We start from the raw sequence: 24558 nt of genomic DNA, 5'->3' as shown, positions 1-24558 counted from the left end.
CCTAATGACACCTGATTTATTCGCTAATGCCGTGCTGGAATGGTTTGACCAGCACGGTCGTCACGACCTACCTTGGCAAGAGAAAAAGACCGCTTATAACACTTGGATCTCTGAGATCATGCTGCAGCAGACTCAGGTCACCACGGTTATTCCTTACTATCAACGCTTTATCGAACGCTTCCCAACTGTAGAAGAGCTAGCTGCTTCAGAGCAGGATGAAGTTCTCCATCTATGGACAGGTTTAGGTTATTACGCCCGAGCCCGTAATCTGCATAAAACCGCGCAGATAGTTAGCAGGGAACATCAAGGTCAGTTTCCTGAAACAGTTGAAGGGTTGGAAGAGCTACCCGGCATTGGTCGCTCCACTGCAGGGGCCGTCTTATCGATCAGCACCGGTAAGTGGGCTCCGATTCTAGATGGCAATGTAAAACGAGTATTAGCACGTTTTTATGCGCTAGAGGGCTGGCCAGGCACAACCGCTAATCAAAAGCTGCTGTGGCAATATGCCGAACAGAATACACCGCAAGAACGTACGGGTGATTACACGCAAGCGATGATGGATCTGGGCGCCACCCTTTGCACTCGCAGTAAACCATCCTGCTTACTCTGCCCTCTGCAGCATGGTTGCCAAGCATTCGAATTAGGTAAAACCGATCAACTTCCAGCACCTAAGCCGAAAAAGACGATTCCGGTAAAACAAACCTACATGCTGATCTTACAGCAGGATAATCAATCTGAGGTTTTACTCTATCAACGCCCACCGAGTGGTTTATGGGGTGGATTGTGGAGCCTACCTCAAGTTGCAGACCTACGTGACACCTTCAACGAAACCGGTTTGGAGCTAGATGAAGAAAGCATTCAGCTCATGGATCCTCTGCGTCACACCTTTAGTCATTTCCATCTAGATATCACCCCAGTGAAGGCGCGAGTAAATACCCCTACAGACTGTGTCATGGAAGGGAAGCCTCTGCTCTGGTATAACATAGAGCAACCAGAAAATGTTGGTTTAGCAGCACCGGTTAAGAAACTCTTGCAACAACTAACCAACGCGTAAATTGATTGGAGCAAAACATGAGTCGCACCGTCCTATGCCGTAAATATAAAGAGGAACTTGAAGGATTGGATCGTCCTCCTTATCCAGGCGCTAAAGGCCAGGAAATTTACGACACAATATCCAAAAAGGCTTGGAAAGAGTGGACTGATCATCAAACAATGATCATTAACGAAAAGCACCTGAGTATGATGGACCCATCCACCCGTGAATTCCTGCAAACAGAGATGCAAAAGTTCATGGATGGAGAAGACTACGAGAAGGCTGAAGGCTACGTTCCACCTTCAAAATAGTTTTTTTGTAACAAGTGGTTGACAGTTTTCCGTGAAGACGGTTTAATACGCGCCACTTGAGTTGCCCAGATAGCTCAGTCGGTAGAGCAGGGGATTGAAAATCCCCGTGTCCGTGGTTCGATTCCGCGTCTGGGCACCACTTCCTTAAAGAGGCTTGTTAATTCAAATTACAGGCTTTTTTTGTCTCTGGAAGAACTCATTTATGCCCAGATAGCTCAGTCGGTAGAGCAGGGGATTGAAAATCCCCGTGTCCGTGGTTCGATTCCGCGTCTGGGCACCACTTCTTCTCTTCTAGATTCTCTCTTTAGTTAAATACCCTAGCAAGATTTTATTTCGCAGGCGTCATCGAACCTGGTTAGATTATTCGCTTCGCTCACCCTTCGGGCTATCGTCGTTGCACTCCGATGTGTGAATGCCTAGGGCATTGATCCGCGTCTGGGCACCACTTTTTCTCTTCTAGATTCTCTCTTTAGTTAAATACCCTAGCAAGATTTTATTTCGCAGGCGTCATCGAACCTGGTTAGATTATTCGCTTCGCTCACCCTTCGGGCTATCGTCGTTGCACTCCGATGTGTGAATGCCTAGGGCATTGATCCGCGCCTGGGCACCACTTCTTCTCTTCTAGATTCTCTCTTTAGTTAAATACCCTAGCAAGATTATATTTCGCAGGCGTCACCGAACCTGGTTAGATTATTCGCTTCGCTCACCCTTCAGGCTATCGTCGTTGCACTCCGATTTACCAATACCTTCTGCATTGATCTGCCTACAAGCTAGATATGCATAAAACCACATTACCTTTGATAGTTTTCAGGTCTTCCATCTGTTATTAACAATCGTCGATGAATTTAATAGGTGGCTTGTTGCCTCTATCCACTTCAATATTGAATATATCAGGACGGTTATAGTGGCCTGATACATCCAGTGCTTTACGCGAACGTCGCGCATCTTCTAAATCAATATCTGCAAACAAAATCTCTTTTTCTTGATGCAGTGGACCTGCATGCACACCACCGAAAGGTTTGATAATCACGGCATCGCCAGGGTTTATCCATTCATCTTGATCAAAGAGGGAATCACGTTCAGGAAAATCCTCTGGAATATCGGATCCGGTCATAGCCGTCGCTGTACTTAGAACCCAGCACCCACCTTCTCGAGCAATATGATGCATGGAGGAGATCCAAATCTCTCCACTGTCCCAAGTAGGAGCAATATATATATCGATATTCTGAGAAAACAGAGCATAGCGCGCCAGTGGCATATAGTTTTCCCAACAAATTAAAGTCCCCAACCTACCGTATGGAGTCTCTACAACCTTAAGCCCAGAAGCATCTCCCATACCCCAAACCATTCTTTCAGGATTTGTGGGCATCATTTTTCGGTGATGATTGAGTATTTGTCCATCAGTCCCGATTACAACTAGCGTGTTATAAAGTGTGGTACCACTATAGGTTGTATCTCTTTCATTCATGCCCATCACAACGACCATATTATGCTGGCGCGCTGATTCACAGAGAGGATCTAAATCACCAGCCTGGATATCAACCGAGTTTTCTCTCAATTTCGCATGAATAGTGTTACCCAAAGCCATGTCTTTGCCCGGGCTCAGTCGCCATATCCAAGTTGGATAACCAGGTAAGTATGCTTCAGGGAAAACAATAATATTCGCACCACTATTCGCCGCTTCCTCTATCGTTTCCAAAGCCCTTGCTAGTGACGCTTCAAGATTCAACAAAACAGGTGGCTTTTGGGATATCGCTACTTTGATACTCATATTTTTCTCCACACAAGGTGACTAGGATAAGCGTAGCCCAACTGAATCAGTTTCCCATTCTTTATATTTATGACACTGACTACACCCATTCTAAAATCCATACAAACATAGGCAGTTCGCCCAATTTCGTTTTATTTATGAGAAAAAACTAAAAACATGCACATCACTTGTGCAGCGCAATATCAGAAAGTCCTTTTGATCTAAGACAGGACAGCCATCTTTTGCGCACTGCAAAAACATGACATGGCGCAATTACTCAATAAACGAAAGATTTTATAATTGCCCGATTTCATTGCTCCCCTAGGAAACAAACCGACCAATCGGACTGGCGCATAAACAAGAGGCTGTACATGAATTGTACCGGTATCGAAAAGAAGTATCCTGAAGGCGTACGCCTGATATCCACCACTAACTTGCAGGGTGTTATCACTTACGCTAACCCAGCTTTTTGCGAAGTTGCGGGTTATCACGTTGATGAGTTAATCGGTAAAAATCACAGTATTGTGAGACACCCAGATATGCCGCCGGCAGCCTTTGGCGACTTATGGGTACACGCCAAAGATGATCGCCCTTGGATGGGTTTAGTAAAGAACCGTTGTAGAAATGGTGACCATTACTGGGTACAGGCTTATGTTACGCCGCTGTTTGATAAACACGGAAGTAAAATCGGTTACCAATCCGTAAGGACCCGACCAACTGATGCCCAAATCCAACGTGCCGAAGCCGTTTACACTAAACTGCGCACCAAAAAAGTCAGTATAAAACCATACAGTCTATCTAGCCGACTAATGATCACAGGCCTGATGGCTTTCCTTTGTGCTCTAGTCTCTGTATTTCTTCCACTGTCTGATTATATGCAAGCAGGGATCATCGCTGCGATTGCGCTAGCGTTTATCTCATATCAGGCAATTATTCTAAAACCACTAAAGCATCTGAAAGATAATGCTGTAGACGTCTATGACAATGCGCTCGCTCAATATGTGATGTCAGGCCATATGAATGAGGTGGGATGTGCAGATATGGCTAATTTGATGCTTCAGGCCCGTCTCAGAACCGTAATTGGTCGAGTTCAAGACAGCATCACCACTTTAACCCAATTCATGGATCAAACCCTATCCTCCATCGATCAAACCTCAAATGGTATAGAAAAACAAAATCTTGAAGCCGATATGCTGGCCAGTGCCGCCACAGAGATGTCAGCGACAGCTCATGAAATAGCGCAAAACACTTCGCAAACATCCCATGCCACAAGCCAAACGGCTGACCTAGCGGATGGCGGTAAAGGTATTGTTGAGGAGATGATTGGCGGCATCAAAGACCTAGTTGGGGAAGTTCGCCTCGCAGGAGAATCTTCCGGAGAGCTTAAAACCAAAGCTCAAGCCGTTGAACAAGTAGTCGACATCATTACAGAAATTGCAGAGCAGACAAACTTACTCGCCTTAAATGCAGCAATCGAGGCGGCTCGTGCAGGCGATCAAGGTCGAGGCTTCTCCGTAGTTGCCGATGAAGTACGTACTTTGGCGCAACGGACACAAGAATCCACGACCGAAATCAGATCGACTATCGAAGCGATCCAAAATCAGGTATCTGAAACTGTTCATGTTATGGAACGCTGTGGTAGCCATGCAGAAGCCAATATCCAACGTGCAGAAGGGGTTGGGCAATCATTTGATGAAGTTAATGCGGCCATGCTCAATATCACGGATCTAAGTACCCAAGTAGCCGCAGCGTCTGAGGAACAAAGCTCGGTTTCAGATGAAGTGAGTAGAAATATTGAAAGCATCAGAGATGTAACCTCTGAAAACCATGCCATCGCCAAACGTATGAAAGACTCATCCGTTGAACTGACAAACCTTGTGACGGATCTAAAATCGATGCTTCAGGCTATTTGATATGGATACACAATTGCTGCTTCTACTCACCACCGCATTTTTGCTGTTGGTTGGCGGAATAACGTTCTACCTTTTTAAGGTAAAAGACGATAGTAAAGCTCGTGATATTAACTATCAGAAAGCCCTCCATTCTTTGGATTCCATTATATCCATTGGTGATAGACGCAGCGATTTAGCCTATTTGCAGAAGTGCCTTTCCGAATTTAGTTTGATGTTCAACGCACGTCAGGTTTGGCTTAATTACTCTCATTGCCCAGATATTTTCCTCGACGAAGATTGCAAAGCACTGGAACTAGAGCATCCAGAAATACTGTCTTATGTATTAAAAAACAAACGTGATTTTTTGAAGCTTTACCCAAAGACAAGCAACAAACATCTACTCAGTCTGCCAATTATTTATAATGATGATATCCCTGTTATTTTCTCTCTGGAGCTAAAAGAACGACCGTCCAGAGAGCAAATTGTTCTTGCACGCTCTTTGGCTCTAGCAATCTGGCAAGGCATGAGGAAGAAACATCGTAATAAGCGTATTCATGAACATGAAGTATTCTTAAGAGCGGCTACGGAAAAAGGCAATGTAGGCCTGTTTGATTGGGATCTACGAAGTAACTCAGTTAAGTTTTCCGATGTATGGCTAGCGCAACTAGGTTATATGCCCGGCGAATTTGAGCATAATATTTCTGAGTGGCGCTCCAATATCCACCCTGCCGATCTTCAAGGTGCTGAAGACTATATTCAAAATTGCTTAGCCAAGAAATATCAAAATTTATCTTTAGATTACCGTCTTACTCATAAAAACGGTCATATTCTATGGATGAGAGCACAAGCTTCTGTTTTTTATACTGACCTTAATGAAGCTTATCGTATTGTCGGCGCACATATTGATATCAGTGCCGAGAAAAAAGCTGAAGAGATCTTAATCACCGAGCGAGATCAAGCCCATCGTCTAGCAACCCGTAATGATACAATCCTTGAAAGTATCAGTGACGGCATTGTTGAACTAGATGCTGAAGGCAAGCAGATCTTTGTCAACAAGGCTGCAACGGCAATCTTAGGCTATAGCACGGATAAACTAATCGGACATTCCATCCAGGATACTTGGTATCGCACGAACCCAGTAAGGGAAAGCCTGATTAAAAGCAATTCCAGTATAGAGAGTACGTTATCAACCGGAGCGTCCTTATCTTCCGATGATTGGTTTATCAAAGACAATGGTGATTGTATTCCGGTGCATCGAAAAGCTGCTCCAATCATCACTAACGGTGAAATCACTGGCGCAGTGATCTCATTTTTTGATATCAGTAAGCAGATCGCTGATCACCGTTCTATCAAGCTTTCCGCAGCTGTTTATCAGAACACTGCTGAAGGGATCATGATCACAGATGCTGACAACAAAATTGTTTCCGTAAACCCTGCGTTTGAACGCATTACTGGTTATTCCAGTCAAGAAGTAGTGGGCTCAGGTCCAGAGTTACTCGCATCGGAATTAACGCCTCGTAAAACTTATACCGATATGTGGAAGGGCATTTCCGAACGTGGCAGCTGGAAAGGTGAGATAGTAAATAAACGTAAGGACGGTACTCACTTTACCGAACTACTTTCAATCACCACACTTGAGGATGATTTTGGCCACCAATATTATGTTGGAGTGCTAAATGACATCAGCCAAGTTAAGCAGGCACAAGAACAGCTAACCCAGCTCGCTAATCATGATCGCTTAACCGGTATTCCTAACAAGTTTTTCTTTGAGAGTCTGATAGATCACTTATTACCTAAAGATATGCGCCGTAAACGCAAATCAGCTCTGCTCTATTTGGATTTAGATCGTTTTAAAAATATCAACGACAGTATGGGCCATGAATACGGCGACCAACTAATTATCGATTGTGCAAAGCGCCTCTCAAGCCAGATTCGTGACATGGATTATTGTGCCCGAATTGGCGGGGATGAATTTGCTGTATTTGTCGATGATTACGACAACGAAGACGAAATCTATACCTTGGCAGAGCGCTTAATTAAAACAATTTCAGCACCCTATAACCTAGAGGGCTGCACATCCTACATTGGTTTGAGTGTTGGTATAGCATTCTCGCCTAAGGATGGTAGGAATTTAGACGAACTTAAACGGGCCGCTGATGCAGCTCTCTATCAGGCAAAAGCAGACGGCCGCGGAGTTTATAGAACCTACTCTTCCGAAATGTCTGATATGGCTAAAGAAAGACAAGAACTTGAAATTCTTCTGCGACAAGCAATGCAAGAGCAAGCGCTGAAACTGCACTATCAGCCTCAGGTAGATATCACCACGGGGAAAACCATCGGTTATGAAGCCCTTGCAAGATGGGAACACAAAGAAAAAGGTTATATTTCACCTGCTCAATTTATTCCTTTGGCTGAAGAAACGGGTTTGATTTCGGACTTAGGTAAATGGGCCCTAAATCAGTCTGCGAAGCAACTTAGAAACTGGCTAGATACTGGTGTGGAAACGAACTATATCGCGGTGAACATATCAGCCCTTCAACTTGCGCGTACTGATCTTGTATCAGACGTAAAAGCGGCGATTGCCCAATATGAAATCCCAGCAACAATGCTCGAACTAGAGATAACAGAAAGTTTCTTGGTCCATGATCCTCAGAAAGCAGCTGTAGTATTAAGCGAGCTCAAAGAATTAGGCGTGCGGGTCTCTATCGATGACTTTGGAACAGGCTTCTCGTCTTTAGGTTATATAAAAGATTTACCATGCGATTGCATTAAAATTGATCAAAGCTTTATTCGTTCCATTACAGAAAACGAAAGTGATAAATCATTGGTCAAAGCGATTATTGCCATGTCTCAAGGCCTTGGTTTAGGGGTAATTGCTGAGGGTGTAGAACACGTAGAGCAGGTTGAGATGCTCAAAGATCTAGGCTGCCAAGTTGTCCAAGGCTGGTATTACAGCAAACCTCATCCTCCTGAGTATTTTTTACCTAAAAATAAAAAACACCCGAAACTGTTTGCTGCTTAATTTCTCCTATAGGGCTTTCTGGATCATCTTTAAGCCCTCCTTTCTTAAAACCATCGCCTCACCCTCATTGATCTAAATCAAAGATCTACTCTCACAACAGCCAGAATAATTGTAACAACCAGACTCAAAGAGTAATTTTTTGTTATTGCTTCGGATCAGATCCAAGCATGCATATCACAAGATCATATGTGACAGTGTCATAAAAATAAAAATTAGACATACACTAGGATTAGCTAAATATGTTAGAAGGCTTAAACAATTTTCCGCTAGAGGGGCTTATAGCTTTGGGTACTTTTTTCCTTGTAGGTACATTGTGGCTAGCAATGGTTGTTTTTAATAGAAAAAATAAATGGCAACAAATATTCTGTCCTGAAGACCGAAGCACATGCTTTTGCCGTAGTTGCCGAGCAGAAAGAGGAAGTATTGAGTAATCCTGTGACCACCCACATCAAGCAAAGAGGGGAGCGAGAAGCAATCTCGCCCATTCTTAGTCTGATGCCACGACAAAATAATCCATGCCCCTCGTTATACTCAAAGAACCGTTAATGCAGTAGGCAATTTCAAACCCCACCATTTAATGATATAGATAGAGTCCCAATACAATAACAATATAAGTTTTAGGGATTATCTTCGTGTTACGGCAGACATCACTTTTCACCTTTCTTTTCTCATTAATCTTACTGACATCCAGTTTTTTTGTTCAGGCAAATGAGATACCTCTGACACAGGAAGAGAAAACTTGGCTGCTCAACCATCAGAAAATTCGAGTCCATAACGAAGTCAGTTGGGGACCTTTTAATTACCACGAATTCGGTCGTTCTAAAGGCTATTCTGTTGAATTCATGAACCTTCTGGCAGAAAAGCTCGGTATAGAAGTTGATTACGTAACAGGCCCTACTTGGGGTGAATTTCTAACTATGCTGGATCATAAAGAGCTTGATGTGATGCTCAATATCATCAAGACAGATGATCGCAGCAAATACATTCTCTTTACCGACCCTTATGTAAATAACCCATCAGGGATTGTTGTCCGAGACGATAATCGTACAGTACGGGATCTGAGAGATTTGAATGGCCGTGTTCTTGCTATTCCTAAAGGCTTCTTCTACCAAGAAATTATCGAAAAGCATTTTCCAGGTATTCAGCTATTACTACTTAAAGATCAAGTAGATAGCCTTAAAGCAGTGGCCTTTGGCCGGGCCGATGCCACCATGGGTGGGATTGCAGTCCAAAACCACCTAATCCGAAAACATCTGATGAGTAACCTCAAAATCGTTGGCGGTATTGATGATCCCCGCTTTGCCAATCTTTTACGTATAGGGGTACGAGATGATTGGCCTATCTTTCGCTCTATTATGCAAAAAGCGATTGAATCAGTTACCAAAGAGGAAAGAGATCGGCTAAGCCGCCGCTGGCTAGAAGGCGGGTTACAAAGAACCCAGACTCTTCATCTAGATAAAGAAGAACAAGAATTCCTCGCGGCTAACCCTGTCCTAAGGGTACATAACGAAATGGCCTGGCCTCCCTTCAATTACAACGAACAAGGCAAACCGAAAGGCTTTTCTATTGATGTCATGAACCTCATTGCCAAGAAAACCGGTTTTAGGATCCAGTATGTCAGTGGACCAAACTGGAATGATTTCTTGGCGATGACCAAGGAGCGTGAATTAGACATGATGCTCAATATCGTCAATACCGCTGAGCGTCGTAAATATATCCGCTTTACCCGCCCTTATGCAGTCAATCCGAATGTTATTGTTAGTAAGAAAAGCGCTAAATTCGAATCTATTGAAAGTCTATTCGGCAAAACAGTGGCTATACCAAAAGGCTTTTTCTACGAAGAGATCCTGACCAACGAATACCCACAAATCAAACAACATCTTGTAACCGATGCACTTGAAAGCCTTAAGGCAATCTCTATTGGTAAGGCCGACGCAGCATTGGGAGAAGCAGCTGTATTTAACCACCTTATCGCTAAAAATTTGATGAATGACCTCACCGTATCGGGTGAGGTAGATGTAGGCAAACCTGATCTAGCCAATCTACGCATTGGTGTTCGTTCAGATTGGCCTATCCTGCAACGAATTATGGATCGTGCCATTGAATCCCTTACCAGAGATGAAGTCGCTGCTATTTCTCAGCGCTGGATGGGCAATGAGAACTATGTCGCTAGACCTGGTAGTGGTCTTAGCCTAACGGCCGTAGAAAAGGCCTATTTAGAAAAGCAGCCTGGCATAACATTTTGTGCCAACCCAGATTGGATGCCTTTAGAACAGATCGGATCAGGAGGGCGTCATGAAGGCATGGTTGCCGACTACCTGAATTTAATGGCCGATCGGATTGGTATAGGCATGACAATGCTACCAACAGAAAGTAGCCAACAGTCCCTAGAATACGCCCAGAATAGACGCTGTGACATCATGTCCGCGGCCTTCGAAACTGCTGAAGCTAAACGACAATTAAACTTCACTAAGCCCTACCTGCGCTTACCTTTAGTCATCGCGATTCAGGAAGACTCTCTATTTGTTGATGGCCTCAAATCACTCAAAGATAAAACCATCGGGGTACCTAAAGGCTACGGTTTACTTAGCAAACTCCAGCAAGATTACCCTAAGATAAATGTAATTGAAGTAGATAGCGTCGCTGACGGTCTACGCATTGTCGAGGAAGGTAGAATTTTCGGTTTAATCGGGGCGATAGCTCCCGTGGGCCATGCGATTCGTAAACACCGTTTCCTAAATTTAAAAATAGGAGGCCGTTTAGATGAGGACTGGAAACTGGCAGTCGCCATCCGTAACGATAGCCCTGAGCTTCTTTCCATGTTCAACAAGGCCACCGAATACATAACAGAAGAGGAGCACTCCAAAGTATTCCAACGCTGGGTATCGGTTAAATTTGAACACGATGCTAATTATGAACTGATCTGGAAACTCGTATTTGCCGCGTTGTTCATTATCACGATAATCACGCTATGGAATTGGAAACTATCTCGACTGAATAAACAGCTGAAGTCAGAAATAAACCTACGTGAAGCTGCTGAACTGCAATTGAATCAACTTAATGAAAAGCTCAATAGCAAGAATACAGAGTTATCCATCCTATCTACAACCGATGCTCTAACTGGGTTAAACAACCGTCTACACATTGAGCTGTTACTGGAAGAGGAGATCTACCGTCTCCAACGTTTCAAACGCCCACTTTCAATTCTGCTATTGGATGTCGATCTATTTAAAAAGATAAACGACCAATACGGCCACCTCTGTGGCGATTCTGTGCTGAAAAGATTTGCACAAATACTACGAGAGAACACCCGTAAAACAGACAAAATAGGTCGTTGGGGCGGTGAAGAATTTATGATTCTTTTACCTGAAACAAACGCACAAATGGCTTACCGCTTAGCAGAAAAACTTCGCACTGCCATCGCAGCAGAAATGTTTGAAGAGGTCGATCAAGTGACAGCTAGCTTCGGCTTGGCTGAAGCAGCCATTGATCACTCACCCAGGGAATTAATTCAATTAGCTGATGCAGCACTGTACGAGGCAAAAGAAATGGGACGCAACCGAGTAGTTAACGGTAGTAGCGTCGAAAATGTCTGAATAATCAACAGTCTATTTGCAAGCTTAGAAACAACGCTAAGTGCTATAGGCAGCAAACATACAATCATCTGTTGTTTACTGCCTATATACCCCTTGAGCCCTAGTACAATTTTATCTAGTATGATTATTCAAATATGACGATTTTGTTACAAATTATCTAATATTTGATACTCAAAAAGGGAAAGGTAGCTCTATTGCTCAAAAGTCAGAATAGTCCATTTTTGATACTGATATGCTGCTTGTTGCTATCAACAGAAGTGCTTTCCCCCTTTTGTATATGCCAATCACCTAAACTATCCAATAACACATACTCCGAACCACCTCACTGTAAGCTTAATATTCATAATAACCACCGCTCCAATGTAGCGTTCGAAAACCATTTTGATAACTTACAACTCGATGATATCCCCAATTCAGCATTGCTGTACCAACCCATAGCCATCGTCACCCAGCACTTTGCTCAAAGTTACAGTTACACAAAAATCGTCCGAATAGACCGCCCTCCCCAAAAGCAATCCTCAGCTCATTCCAACATCGGATAGAGCCTTTTCGATAAGCCCTTGGACTGAATAGTTGCCTTTTTAATGGTAACCCTATGCACACATATCTCAATGCACAGCAGTCCCTCTGCCTGCTAGTCGTTAAATCACGACCAGCAAATACACCCTTTAAGATGTAAGGTGTTGATATGACTATAAAAATAAAACTGTTATTAATTTCGCTGTTCTTTGTTGTTGGTATGCTGCTAATCATGGGTAGCAACCATTACTCTCTGAATAACATTAGCCAACTGAAAGCTTCGATTCTAGAACTCAGCTATGTACAACAGGATTTACTGAATTTAAGACGTAACGAAAAGGATTTCTTCGAGCGTAAAGATCTTAAATATGTACAAAGATTTGATACTGGCGTTACCGCATTGGAACAACGATCACATGCATTAGAAGAGTTAAAACAAGCGTTAGGACTCAGTGCTAAACATGACAAATTTCAACAATTACTCACAACCTACGACAATCAGTTTAAGAGTTTTGTTAATACTCAAAAGGCACTTGGATTAAGCAAAAACGAAGGTGCATTAGGCAAACTTCGAAGCTCCGCGCACAAAGTCTCTGCTGCGCTACAGGATCAACCAGTATTCCAAAATACGCTTCTGTCTTTACGCCGCCACGAAAAAGATTTTATGCTGCGTAAAGAAGCAAAGTATGTCAGCAGTTTTAACGACACATACAGCTCTCTGACAATTCAACTAGAACAAAACAGTCATTTATTTGGTGCGCAATTCACGCAACTGAAGTCGGACTTAGCCCTATACTCAGCAACCTTTAACCAATACGTCCAGCTAACTGAAAAACTAGGCACCTCTCACCAGAAAGGCATTCGAAAGGATCTGCGAAACACCGCACATGAACTCGAAAAAGAACTTTCAGACTTAGCCACTATCCAAATACCGGAAGTGAAACAACATATTCAAAGCCAGCAGAACATCATGCTGGTCATGGCTCTGTTGATTATCATCATCGGTTTTACCTTCACAAGTATGACTGCTTTCAGTATCCAAAAGCGCATAGCGCTAGTCGCATCAGCCATGAAAAAGTTAGGTCAAGGGGATGCTAATCTGAAGCAGAAAATCACCGTAGATGGTAATGATGAGATAAGTGACGTAGCGACAAACTGTAACCAGTTCATTGAGAAAACCCGATGTGTTGTATCCCAGCTTTTACTCAATGTTGAACAACTGAAACACGTTGAATCCCAACTTAGCTCAGTAGTCACTCAGGTAGATACGGATAGCCGTAGTCAGCACATCAGCACTGAAGATATGGCAACAGTCGTTTGCCAAACCCAACAATCAGTATCAGAAGTAGCGCAAAGTGCTGCGACAACGGCTCATGCCACCTCTGAAGCACAGGAACAAGCCAATTCGGGTCTGGTTACCACCAGCCAATGCGAGCAGAGCTTTAAAGCATTTGCTAAAGATGTAGAAAACTCTGCAACGACGATTAATAGGTTGAGTGAACAAACCAGTGACATATCAAAAGTACTGGTAGTGATTAGCGATATTGCCGATCAAACGAACTTACTGGCACTGAATGCCGCTATTGAAGCCGCCCGAGCAGGTGAGACTGGCCGCGGATTTTCTGTAGTTGCAGATGAAGTAAGGGATCTCGCTAAACGCACCCAAAACTCTACCCAAGAGATACAGAGCATTATTCTTAAACTACAAGATAGTGTTTCTGAAGCAGTAAAAACGATGGCTAGTAGCCAAACAAACGCCATTAAAGGCGTCGAGCAGATTACAGAGCTCAATCACAAGCTAGTAGAGATTGATCATGCAGTAGCCAGCATTGCCACTATGAGCGAACAAATGTCATGCGCTACGCAGGAACAACAAACCTCCGCAGAAAGACTGGGGAGCAATATAGAACAAGTCAGCCATGCAGCAACAAGGACAGTAGATGGAATGCAAATTCTTAACCGCAGCCAAGATGAATTATCTGGATTAGTACAAGAGATACAACGAACCTGCGGAGCTTTCCGCTGCTAAGTTATATCTGAAGAGATAGGGCGAACAGCTAATGGCTGTCGCCCAGTTTCAATAAAGCGGCTTTACACCATCGAAGCAATGGAATCATCGATCATTGCAACCAAGTCATCTTCATCAGGTGAAACCCGTGCATATACGCGCAGGCCTATGAGCTGCATTTGGATATAGCGAGCAAGGCGGGCTGCGTCTTTTGAAGAATCGACCTCGCCTGCCGCTTGCGCTTGTTCAATCAGTTGCGTTAGCGCCTGTTCTACAGCCTTCAGAAGCCCCTTCGCCTCATCTAACAATTCTCCGTTTTCTTCTGTCAGTTCAGCAATCGCTTTTACCAACATACACATCTCACTGGGCGTATCCTCTCGGCAATTCAAAACCACAGTTTTGATAAATGCTTTAAGTGCACCAAGCGGGGATTCGGACGTATTAGTGCTTTCAGTTAATCGCTCTAAGCTGGCTTTTGCATAGTGATTTAAGCTCTCTTTAAACAACCCTTCTTTACTGCCAAATGCGGCATAGATACTGCCCGGACGCATATCAATATGGTCTTGCAAATTACGCATAGACGTAGCGTGGAAACCTTTTTCCCAGAAAAGATTCGTTGCCTTATCCAGCACCTCAGAACGGTCATGTTTCAGAGTATTAGCCATGATTAAAACTTCAGATTGAACATTTGTTCAAATTTTAGCTTGAACACCCGTTCAAGTCCAGTTAGGATAAAAATAGATGAACGGACGTTCAATTTAATTTTAGATCAGCTGATAAGGATAGAAGTCTTATGAACGCACAATACACCCCACCTAAAGTGTGGAAGCATGAAGAGGAAAACGGTGGCACGTGGGCAAGTATCAATCGCCCAGTATCAGGTGCGACTCATCAAGCTGAACTGCCGAAAGGTAAACACCCACTTCAACTGTATTCGATGGGAACGCCTAACGGCCAGAAAGTCACCATCATGCTTGAAGAGCTGCTAGCAGCAGGCGTTGAACAGGCAGAATACGATGCCCACATGATTCAGATAGGTGAAGGAGATCAGTTCTCATCAGGCTTTGTGGATATCAATCCCAACTCTAAGATTCCAGCCCTTGTTGATAACTCAGGGGCGACGCCAACTCGCGTATTTGAGTCGGGTGCTATCTTGCTTTATCTCGCCAAGAAGTTTGGTTACTTCCTCTCAGAAGACCCTAGCGAACAGACAGAACAACTGAATTGGCTGTTTTGGCTACAGGGTTCTGCACCCTATCTAGGGGGCGGCTTTGGACACTTTTACGCGTATGCCCCGGAAAAGTTCGAGTACCCCATAGACCGCTTTACTATGGAGGTAAAACGTCAGTTAGACCTGCTGGATAAACAACTGGCGGACCATCCCTATATAGCGGGCGAAAACTACTCCATCGCAGATATTGCTATTTGGCCTTGGTACGGCGAGCTCGTCCGCGGAAACCAATACAGTGCCGCCACCTTTCTAGATGTCGATAGCTATTCCAACCTGCAACGCTGGGCCGAACAGATCTCGCAACGCACAGCCGTACAGCGTGGCCGTATCGTCAATCGCACTTGGGGCGAAGCCTGGGAGCAACTACGCGATAGGCATCAAGCTACGGATATAGATCAAGTTCTAAAGCTAAACCCCTGAACAATAAATACAAGCCATCTCAATTTACGTTAACTCAACAGGTTAAAAAACTTATGCTTAAATTCTATTTTCACCCTACCCCTAATCCAATGAAGGTCGCTCTTTTTCTTGAAGAAGCTGGACTAGAGTATGAATTAGTCCCTGTGGATACTTTAAAAGGAGAACAACACAGTCCGGAATACGCGGCAATCAATCCAAATAGAAAAGTACCTGCCATTGATGATGAAGGTACAAAGGTCTTTGATTCCACAGCAATCCTTCTCTACCTCGCCGAAAAACATAATCTTTTTCTGGGGAATGCCGAAGATAAGGCAAACTTACTCTCTTGGTTGATGTTTATCGCATCAGGCCTTGGGCCTTATTCGGGTCAAGCGGTACATTTCCAGCGCGCTGCACCTGAGAACCTACCTTATGCAATCAATCGTTATCGCCGTGAAGCAGCCCGCCACTATCAAGTGCTGGATGATCAATTGGCTAGCAATACCTATATCACGGGTGAGGCGTACACCATTGCAGATATTGCTGCTTGGGGCTGGATTGACCGCGTGCTACCAGTTTTAGGTGAGAACGAGCTTGAGAAATTCCCTAACCTATCACGCTGGTTCAAAACGGTAGATGCCCGCCCAGCAGTCGCCAAAGCCAGAAGTATCAGCGGTGATATCCAATTTAAATCTGAAATGGACGAAGAAGCGAAACGCGCTTTGTTCCCGCAGAATTACTAAGCTCCGGTAAATTCAGAACAGAGGATTATCGATAAAAGATTAGCCTCTGTTTATTTCGTGCTTTAGGCTCTTTCCCTTTACACCCTGAAAGCACTCACCGTTTGATTCAGCCCTTCCGCCATTCTGGCTAGATCTAAACTGGCCTGAGAGGTTTCCTCAACACTGGCAGCGTTCTGGTACCCTAGGTCGTTAATATCGGTCACAGTGCGGGTGGAATCTTCACTTACCAGACTTTGCTCTTCAGCAGCGGTCGCTATTTGACTCATCATATTGTTGATATGGCTTAATTGATCGACCACTTTCGATAGGGAATCCGTTGATTTTTCAGCCCCTTCAACCAATGAAATCGCTTTCTTTTGGGTTTGCTGCATAGAGTTCACTACGCGTGTTGACCCATCTTGCAGTCGTTTAATAATCTCAGATATTTCAGCTGTAGAGTTTTGCGTGCGAGAAGCCAGTTGCCTTACTTCGTCAGCCACAACCGCAAAGCCTCGCCCTTGATCACCTGCCCTAGCCGCTTCAATAGCTGCGTTTAGTGCCAAAAGATTAGTTTGTTCTGCAATATCCGAAATCACCTGCAATACAGTACTGATCTCTACAGTGCTGCTATCTAGATCTTTCACCGTATCCGCTGAGTTTTGCAGCTGATTCGATAACTCAGTAATACTCTCAACCGTGCCGATTAAGATATGGTTACTCTCCTGTAGCTCGCCATCGGCCCTATTAACCGAATCATTTACCTCATTAATGTTATGCGCCATCTCATTTGATGTAGCGCTCATCTGCTGCATAGAAGCAGATAAGGTATCGGTCTGAGTTTGTTGGTTTTGCACATGACAACTGCTTTCTGACATCGCTGTGGCAACTTCCTCTGAGGTCGCGGAAAGCTGGCTACTGATTTCAACGATTTGCCCAATCGATTTCTGTAGTTCTTGGCGGGTCATCTCCTGAGACTCCAACATTTGCGAGATCTCATCGACACCTGTGCTCTTAACATCATGGGTTAGATCCCCATCCGCGATATGCTTCATGCCTTCCACGGATAATTTAAGTCGACTGGTGATATTGCGCGTGATCAGAATACTCAACGAGATCCCAATGGCTAAAGCTGCTATCAGCGTTACCACTATGTTGGTTAAAGCAGACTTCTCATGGGCCAAAGCTGTCTCGGAGGCTTCAAGAGTGAACCTTTCTATCTCAGCCAATAGTTCTTCAAGATGTTTAGTTAACTGATCAGCAGCCTCTTCAACTTGAACCGCCAGTGCTTCTGAACGATCAAACTCTCTGTTCTTAATCGCTTTCATAGCAGCTAGGCCATAATGTTGGAACTCTTCATGTTCTTTCTCAATCGCTTTTAACTGCTCGGCTAGCATTGCGAACTCATCCAGCTCACTGGCGTAGACTTTTGGAATCAGCCCACCACTCTTGGTCTGGGACAAGTCGATAATCGCCGAGAGCTGCTTTTTGGTAGATCCAATGTGTTTATCTACTTTGAGGCCAAATTCAATAAACTTGTCTTGTTCCTTTGAAAAGCTGTCCTGATAGCTACCACTGCTTTGACCACTCTCGTTCTTCAACAACCCAACCGTTCCGAAATGAACTGCACGTTCAAAATGAATAGTTTGCTCAAGCTGGTATTCCGTTATTTTGGTCATCTTCTCGATCAGGGGGATATCTTTGTGAGCAATACTATCGAGTTCTTTGCCTATCTGATCCATAGATACGATCGCTAGACCTGAGGTCATTAATAAAAGGGAGAGTAAAGAAATAGCGAGCAGAGCGATTTTTTTGGAAACCGACATTTGATTTAGCATGGTGACTAAAACCTCTTGATTCATCCTTGCAAGATTTCGCAACTCCATAGTCGTACCAAAATTATCTATGCAAATAAGCTACATCTGACGGATAAATGTGGTTATTCAAGAAGTGACAAAATCCATTTTTGGGTAAGTTCCTTAAGAAATCCTATTTAGGTATAGCACAGGAAATACAGAATACTAAGAATACCCCGAGCCATTTTTCGGTCATATCAATGAGACGCTGGGTACAGCACGAAAACTGTTCAGGACCAATTGAAAATCAATAAGTTGTAATCAATAAAGAAGGGCGGGCAAAAGCCCGCTTTGGGTAACAAAGTAGAACAACGAGCCGATTTAGCTCATATACAGTGGCTCTAACCCAGCTTCCCCTGCCGCGAGCCGATTTTCACGGTTGTTCTCAGCCTCAACCTGTTTCAACAGTCCTTTACCATCCCATGAGAAGTTATCACTAGCAAAGCAGCTACGATTGAGGAATTCGATCTCGTGTTTGAACTCTGGGCTGACTCTATCGGATAGGTCATTCAGATGATTACATCCTGCATATTGATGGCGTGCCCAAATGATCAATTCTGTTCTCGCTTCTTGGGCGTTATTTGCTAAACAAGCCGCTTTTAGCTTTTTAAAACTTGGCGCCGAATTATCCGCTTTAGGTTCTTCCTGTATAACCTGTCGTGGCTGCTGTCTTCGCCATAGCAAAAATGCCACTGTGGATAAGATAACCCCAATTAAGATACCCACAACTAAAGTTAACCAAGGTGATACTTCACTCTCGTTCACAACAACCTGTTGGCTATTTATATTATCCACAGGGCTATTTTCGACGATCTGAGGCGCTTGCGTTGATAGCGTTGTGGATAACGGCTGTTGTACCTGCGGCGGAGGGCTAGGAGCCAAGGCTGTTGCATCCGCCTCAACATCAATATTGATAGCAGGGATGCTCGCTGCTTCCTGTTTCTTAGCCTCAGTGTTCCACCAAGGAAGCTGTATTTCGGGTAACGTGACTTTGCCACCGCGTTCAGGGATCACAGTGACCTCAAGCTTAAGACTTAGGGTAAGTTCACCATCGACGTAGTACTGCTCGATTTGCGGTTTGGTTGCGTATTGCTTTAGGCCTGGTACTTCCGGTAATACCAATTCAGGTAACTGCTCTTTTTTTACGCCTGTGGCCTCTAAGATCAACGTTCTTGTGACCGGCTCACCTTGCTTCCAACTGTCGATAGCTCGGTCAAAATCACTACCCAAATTGATCTCTTTCGCTGATAGCCAATGCTCGCCAGTAAACTCTGCAGGAATCGGCTGAACCTGAACTTCATAATCCTCTGCAGGCACAAAGATTCTGCGCACAGCTCTCGTATTAAAGCCTCTAAAAGGATCTGGTCGACCATCTGGAACTTGGCCGCTCAAACGCGCCCCTTGGATTTTTAGAGTGCCACTTTGTTGTGGCGTAATCAGCCATGCCTGCTCGATCACAAGCATACGACGGCCATTAAGTTCTTGCTCGTACTGACGCTGTTCACCCAAGGCTTCAATTAAAGCCTTACCCTCGGTCACTTGGGGTTCTTGGATGCCAGCATCATAAATTTTCCGACCCAGAACCAAGCTAGATTGATAGATAATAGGCTGCTGAACGATAGGGGTTTTATCAGATAGGGTAGAAAGGAACTCTACGCCACCATCAACAGCTGAAGGCTGCTTAACTTCAACAACTTCAATGCTGTGTTCTTTACTCTTCTCTCCCTCAAGTTCCAAGGCAGGTATAGTTAACTGGCCCGCTCGCTTAGGAAATAGGGTTAAAACCAGTTTAGTGGTGCTTGTTAGCGAACCGTTTTGGAAAGTCGTACTGGACTGATGACTACGCCCTAGAATCTGGAAGTCCTTGTGTAGGGGCTCTAGATCAACTTGGTTCGCTTCATTCGCTGTGATCTTAAGAATCAGGCGAAAGGATTCACCTTGCTCGATACGATTACGATCAATTTCGCTGCTGATCGCAGCCATCAGTAACTGACTAAAGAGTAAAAGTGTTGCTGCGGTAAATAACTTAATTCCATTTACCATAGTTTATCCTCCGCTGCTGGCTGCTCGGAACGCTGACGATATTGATAGATAAATTTGCGTCGCCACAGACCCGCTGGATCATCTTGAATTCGGTTTAACATCTGCTGATTAGATTGCTCGGTTTCATCCAGAGGCTGAGATTGTTCGGTACTATCAAGCTTCTGTTCTTGCTGCTCAGCATCTTTTAGCTTTTCATCCAATTGCTCCTTGAGCTCTTCAGCCATCTGTTGCTGATCTTTTTGTCTGGATGAAGATGATTGATCCATCTGTTGTTGCTGTTCTTGCTGCTGATCAAATGATTGCTCAGAAGCGTTACTCTGGTCATTTTGAGAATCTTGGCCTGACTGTTTATCGTCCTTTTTCTGCTGATCAGATTTGTCTTCTTTGTTCTGATCTCCGCCTTGTTGCTGCTGTTGCTCTTGCTGTTTTAACAACTCTTCAACCAACTTACGGTTATGCAGAGCATCGTCAAAATCAGGCCTTTCAGCTAACGCTTTATCGTAGGCTTCTAGTGCTTTCTCCAGCTGCCCGAGCTTGGCCAGTGAATTAGCATGGTTATAAAAATCATTCACAGTTTCAGGCTCTGGCAGGCTGTCTAAAGCCTGTTGATAATCTCCGCTCTCATAGTGCGAGAGCTGCTTCCAACGCGGATCTGTGAACAACTCCGCCGCAGCGCTTTTATCACCCTGTTGATAAATTTCAGCTGCTTGCTGATTTTGAGTTTTCCACAGCCCTTGCCACCAATCTGCATTAGCTGGCTGGGAAACGCCAGCAGAGGCTATTACGACAATAGGCAACGTCAGATTAAACAAACCGCGACGAAATAGAGGTAGTAAGAACGGTAATGCCAGCAAGATAAACCAGGGGCCTTCGGCAACCCAACGTTCAATATCTTTATCGACATTTACGGCGGCATTCTCGCCAGACTTAAGGCCAGCTATCAGATAATCGATATCCAGATCGTCCACACTAATTAACTGCGCCTGACCACCACCTAGACCAGCGGCTTCTGTCATCAACCCGATATTCATGGTCGCAATAACTTCATTGCCCTGTTGATCTCGTAAGAATCCATATTCGGTAGGTACAGGCCCACCTTCGGCCGTACCAACGGCCAGAATAGAGATTTTACGACCTTGATTGCGAATACGACTGGCATCGGCTGCAACTTGCGCAGGCGAGACTTCATCACTCACCAATAGGATGTTTCCGCCTTGAATATTGGCCTGCGCTAACATTTGATCGGCTAAGACTAAGGCGCGATCTGCCCGACTTCCTTGTACCGGCATAATATCAGGGGTCATCGCCGGTAAAGCAGCCAATATAGTATCGCTATCCTCGGTTAACGGTGTTACTGCAAAGGCATCACCGGCATAAACAATCAGTGCAATTTCTGTATCTGGGAGCTTTTTGAGTAGATCTTTAATCTTAAAATTAGCCCGTTGCAGGCGGCTCGGTTTTAGATCGGTTGCATTCATCGACGCTGACAGATCCAAGGCAAGCACTAAGGCATCACTTTGCTTAAATACCGGTTGCGGTTGCTTCTGCCACACCGGTTGCGTAGCCGCGATTGCTAGCAAGATCACCGCAGCAAATAAACTCCACGGCAACCAATTACGTTTTAACTTTTGTGCTCCCTGCTGTTTTAACAGCGGCAGGAGTTCTGGATCACAAACCTCTGACCAATCTTGGGCATCAGCTCTGCGCTTTTGCAGCCACAAAATAAGCACAAACGCCGCAGGAATAATCAGCAACCAAAGTGGCTGTTGTAGCTGAAGATCAGAAAACATCAGTTACGCCCTCTTAAGCTGATCGCTAGGATCAATGCCAACACAAAAGCGCCATAGAGCGGCCAGTGGAATAGCGGATCAATAGGGCGGAAGAATTCGGAATCTTGTTCAACCGGCTCTAATTCATCTAGCTCAGCATAGATCTCTGCGAGTTCATCCAGATCATACGCACGGAAGAACCGCCCTCCGGTTTGCTCAGCAATCGCCGTGAGTGTCTTCTCATCCAGATCAGAACCTTGCGCGAAGAACGAGCCTAAAACTCCACCTTGGCTGCCGCCGCCAACACCGATCGTGTAAATCTTAAGCCCCTCAGATTTTGCTAACTCCACCGCCTGCAAAGGTTTGAGCACCCCCGCAGTATTGCGACCATCAGTAAGCAGAATCAAAATGCGTTGTTCACTTTCCATCTGTTTGAAACGTTTTACCGCCAAGCCGATAGCATCACCAATTGCTGTCGCTTTACCCGCCAAACCCACTTGAGCTTCGTCTAACAAAGTTTTAACCGTGTCGCGGTCATGGGTCAGAGGCGCCTGTTGATAAGCCTGTTCTGCAAAAAGAATCAGGCCCACACGATCCCCTTCGCGGCGCTTGATAAAATCACCGGCGACTAATCGGGTTGCCGCCAATCGGCTCACCCAACGGCCATTCACCTCAAAGTCCTGCTCCAACATACTTTCCGACAGGTCCACCGCCATCATAAGATCACGGCCTTCCAGTTTCTGTGGAATCGGCTCGCCTAACCATTGTGGCTTCGCTACAGCCGCTATCAATAGCCCCCAGATAAGGTAAAGCAGCACTAGTCGCCATGGAGAGGATTGCTGAGTTGATACTCCTTGTTGCGGCCCTACCGCTTGTTCCATCTGGTCAAGAAATGGTACATGCAGTGAAGCCCCACCCTGATCCGCTGAAGGCTTAGAAAAGCGTCTTACTAACCAAGGCAGAGGTAAAAGTAACCAGAGCCACCACCAAGCAAACTCAAACATCGGCAGGTCCTCTAACATTACCTCTGGCATTAGTTAGCCAACCTCTACAAGCACTCAACAAAGCTTCAGCATCATACTCAGGTGATGCTTGATAAGGCGCTACTGCTAACACCGTTAAAGTATCCGAGCTGCTTTGCTTAGCTAAAAAATCAGTCCAAGCGGTTCCATTTAGCGCGGCGACATCTTGGCGAGAATACAAGGTCAGCGCTAGGCGTTTTAACAGTGCATTACACTCTTCGGCTAAAAGCCGTTTATTTTGATGCTGCTGGTACTTCGCTTGAATGGAGTTCAGCTCTTGTAACGCCCAACGATTTGGGTTGTTCCGCATTTTCTTCAGGTAGTAATAGCCAAGCCACACCACTGCAATAAATAGCCCGATACTGAGTAAAATTAACAACCACCAGCCCGGTGCCAAAGGCCACCAGCCAATCATCTCTGGCTGCTGCATGGGACGCAGGGGAAGCTGGGAAAAGTCCACTAGCTCACCTCCTGGGAATCAAACTGAAACAGCGGATGCTGATCCGTTTGCCAATGGGCAAATTCAACGCCACGTAGGTTGTGCCGATTCTGTAATAACTGTAATCGCTGCTGAAACTGGCCACGATATTTAAGCTGTTGCGCCTGATTGGCAGAGACCAACAATTCACGCCCTAAGCCGCTAAAACGATACGATTTCCCACTACTTGGCAGTTGTTGTTCCAGTGGATCGGAAATCAACACCAGCTTCAGTTCACAACGTTGTGCCAGACGCATCAAATGCAGTTCGGTTTCTTCATCAACATCGTGAAAATCGCTAAAAATATAGAGGATACTGCCACTGCTTAAGATCGACTCTAACCGCGCTAGTGACTGTGCCAAGGATCGTTCAGTGGTCTGCTCAGTAGGCTCAACACCCTGAGATAGTGCGGTAATCATCTGCATCAATTGCTGACGACTATTACTTGGCTTAAACAAATGCTCTTGCTGCTCGCTTAGCAGCATGCCACCTACGCGGTCGCCATTCGCCAGCGTTGTCCAGAGGGCCATCGCACTGGCATAGGCAGCCAACACCGATTTAAAGTGTCCGCGAGTTGCAAACTGCATACTGTGGCGAAGATCGCACAGCAGGAAAACTGGGCGTTCGCGTTCTTCTCGATAAAGCTTGGTATGTGCTTCACCTGTACGCGCCATCAAACGCCAATCCAAATGACGAATGTCATCACCCGGCTGATATTCACGGACATCATCGTATTCCATACCGCGACCACGAATATGACTGAGATGATGACCTTCACGAATCGCCATGCGCTCACGGCTATTCTGTCGCGCAGGCGGCCAAAACCGTAAACTAATAAGTTCGTCCACACTGATGAGGTGCCGTGCTGATGGCACAGGCCTTGGGCTTGCTTCCCCTAAGAACATAAATT

At 44.9% G+C, this 24558-nt stretch carries 16 protein-coding genes and 2 tRNA genes; 10 read left to right on the top strand and 8 right to left on the bottom strand.

Annotation, left to right across the window (positions count from 1 at the left end):
* Nucleotides 1–4: 4 nt before the first annotated feature.
* The 4 genes from mutY to ACMXYS_RS00775 all read left to right on the top strand — a co-directional run bounded on the left by mutY (nt 5) and on the right by ACMXYS_RS00775 (nt 1624).
* Nucleotides 5–1054, top strand: a complete 1050-nt coding sequence (gene mutY / locus ACMXYS_RS00790) for an A/G-specific adenine glycosylase (protein ID WP_415883100.1) — start codon at nt 5–7, stop codon at nt 1052–1054.
* Nucleotides 1055–1071: 17 nt separating this feature from the next.
* Nucleotides 1072–1344 (top strand): oxidative damage protection protein, encoded by a 273-nt coding sequence (locus ACMXYS_RS00785; RefSeq protein ID WP_415883099.1) that lies wholly within the window; start codon nt 1072–1074, stop codon nt 1342–1344.
* A gap of 63 nt (nt 1345–1407) precedes the next feature.
* Nucleotides 1408–1483 (top strand) — tRNA-Phe (locus tag ACMXYS_RS00780).
* A gap of 65 nt (nt 1484–1548) precedes the next feature.
* A tRNA-Phe gene (locus ACMXYS_RS00775) sits at nt 1549–1624 on the top strand.
* Nucleotides 1625–2170: 546 nt separating this feature from the next.
* Here the strand turns inward: ACMXYS_RS00775 and ACMXYS_RS00770 are convergent.
* Nucleotides 2171–3115 (bottom strand): carbon-nitrogen hydrolase family protein, encoded by a 945-nt coding sequence (locus ACMXYS_RS00770; protein WP_415883098.1) that lies wholly within the window; start codon nt 3113–3115, stop codon nt 2171–2173.
* A gap of 350 nt (nt 3116–3465) precedes the next feature.
* On the opposite strand from ACMXYS_RS00770, the gene ACMXYS_RS00765 reads away from it, so the two are divergent.
* From ACMXYS_RS00765 to ACMXYS_RS00750, 4 genes are all read left to right on the top strand, one after another.
* Nucleotides 3466–5007, top strand: coding sequence for a methyl-accepting chemotaxis protein (locus ACMXYS_RS00765; protein ID WP_415897320.1), 1542 nt, complete (start codon nt 3466–3468; stop codon nt 5005–5007).
* A gap of 1 nt (nt 5008) precedes the next feature.
* Nucleotides 5009–8008, top strand: a complete 3000-nt coding sequence (locus ACMXYS_RS00760; RefSeq protein WP_415897319.1) for an EAL domain-containing protein — start codon at nt 5009–5011, stop codon at nt 8006–8008.
* 632 nt (nt 8009–8640) lie between these two features.
* Nucleotides 8641–11604, top strand: a complete 2964-nt coding sequence (locus tag ACMXYS_RS00755; RefSeq protein WP_415897318.1) for a transporter substrate-binding domain-containing protein — start codon at nt 8641–8643, stop codon at nt 11602–11604.
* Nucleotides 11605–12292: 688 nt separating this feature from the next.
* On the top strand, nt 12293–14152 hold the full coding sequence (locus ACMXYS_RS00750; protein ID WP_415883094.1) for a methyl-accepting chemotaxis protein: 1860 nt from the start codon (nt 12293–12295) through the stop codon (nt 14150–14152).
* A 62-nt stretch (nt 14153–14214) separates the two neighbouring features.
* Here the strand turns inward: ACMXYS_RS00750 and ACMXYS_RS00745 are convergent, their stop codons facing one another.
* The gene (locus tag ACMXYS_RS00745; protein WP_415897317.1) at nt 14215–14796 is read right to left on the bottom strand and encodes a TetR/AcrR family transcriptional regulator; all 582 of its coding nucleotides are present in this window, start codon (nt 14794–14796) and stop codon (nt 14215–14217) included.
* Between the two features lie 128 nt (nt 14797–14924).
* On the opposite strand from ACMXYS_RS00745, the gene yghU reads away from it, so the two are divergent.
* Nucleotides 14925–15782 carry a glutathione-dependent disulfide-bond oxidoreductase gene (gene yghU / locus ACMXYS_RS00740; protein ID WP_415897316.1) on the top strand — a complete coding sequence of 286 codons (858 nt, stop codon included), beginning with the start codon at nt 14925–14927 and terminating at the stop codon, nt 15780–15782.
* Between the two features lie 53 nt (nt 15783–15835).
* Nucleotides 15836–16504, top strand: coding sequence for a glutathione S-transferase family protein (locus tag ACMXYS_RS00735; RefSeq protein WP_415897315.1), 669 nt, complete (start codon nt 15836–15838; stop codon nt 16502–16504).
* Between the two features lie 77 nt (nt 16505–16581).
* On the opposite strand, the gene ACMXYS_RS00730 is transcribed toward ACMXYS_RS00735, so the two are convergent.
* The 6 genes from ACMXYS_RS00730 to ACMXYS_RS00705 form a co-directional block, all read right to left on the bottom strand.
* Nucleotides 16582–18366, bottom strand: a complete 1785-nt coding sequence (locus tag ACMXYS_RS00730) for a methyl-accepting chemotaxis protein (protein ID WP_415897314.1) — start codon at nt 18364–18366, stop codon at nt 16582–16584.
* Nucleotides 18367–18657: 291 nt separating this feature from the next.
* Nucleotides 18658–20379 (bottom strand): BatD family protein, encoded by a 1722-nt coding sequence (locus tag ACMXYS_RS00725; RefSeq protein ID WP_415897313.1) that lies wholly within the window; start codon nt 20377–20379, stop codon nt 18658–18660.
* Nucleotides 20373–22169, bottom strand: coding sequence for a VWA domain-containing protein (locus ACMXYS_RS00720; RefSeq protein ID WP_415897312.1), 1797 nt, complete (start codon nt 22167–22169; stop codon nt 20373–20375). The genes ACMXYS_RS00725 and ACMXYS_RS00720 overlap by 7 nt, the downstream gene beginning before the upstream one ends.
* Entirely contained in the window at nt 22169–23152 is a 984-nt protein-coding gene (locus ACMXYS_RS00715) for a vWA domain-containing protein (protein ID WP_415897311.1), read from the bottom strand. Before ACMXYS_RS00715 ends, ACMXYS_RS00720 begins: the two co-directional genes overlap by 1 nt.
* Nucleotides 23145–23630: a DUF4381 domain-containing protein gene (locus ACMXYS_RS00710; RefSeq protein ID WP_415897310.1), complete on the bottom strand. Its 486-nt coding sequence runs from the start codon at nt 23628–23630 to the stop codon at nt 23145–23147. The genes ACMXYS_RS00715 and ACMXYS_RS00710 overlap by 8 nt, the downstream gene beginning before the upstream one ends.
* Nucleotides 23630–24553 carry a DUF58 domain-containing protein gene (locus tag ACMXYS_RS00705; protein WP_415897309.1) on the bottom strand — a complete coding sequence of 308 codons (924 nt, stop codon included), beginning with the start codon at nt 24551–24553 and terminating at the stop codon, nt 23630–23632. The genes ACMXYS_RS00710 and ACMXYS_RS00705 overlap by 1 nt, the downstream gene beginning before the upstream one ends.
* Between the last annotated feature and the right edge of the window lie 5 nt (nt 24554–24558).

Origin of the sequence: Neptuniibacter sp. QD57_21, from assembly GCF_047778075.1 — a bacterium.
Taxonomy (GTDB): Bacteria; Pseudomonadota; Gammaproteobacteria; order Pseudomonadales; family Balneatricaceae; genus Neptuniibacter.
The sequence above is the reverse complement of the archived record's forward strand: the minus strand, read 5'-3'. Positions and strand labels throughout refer to the sequence as shown.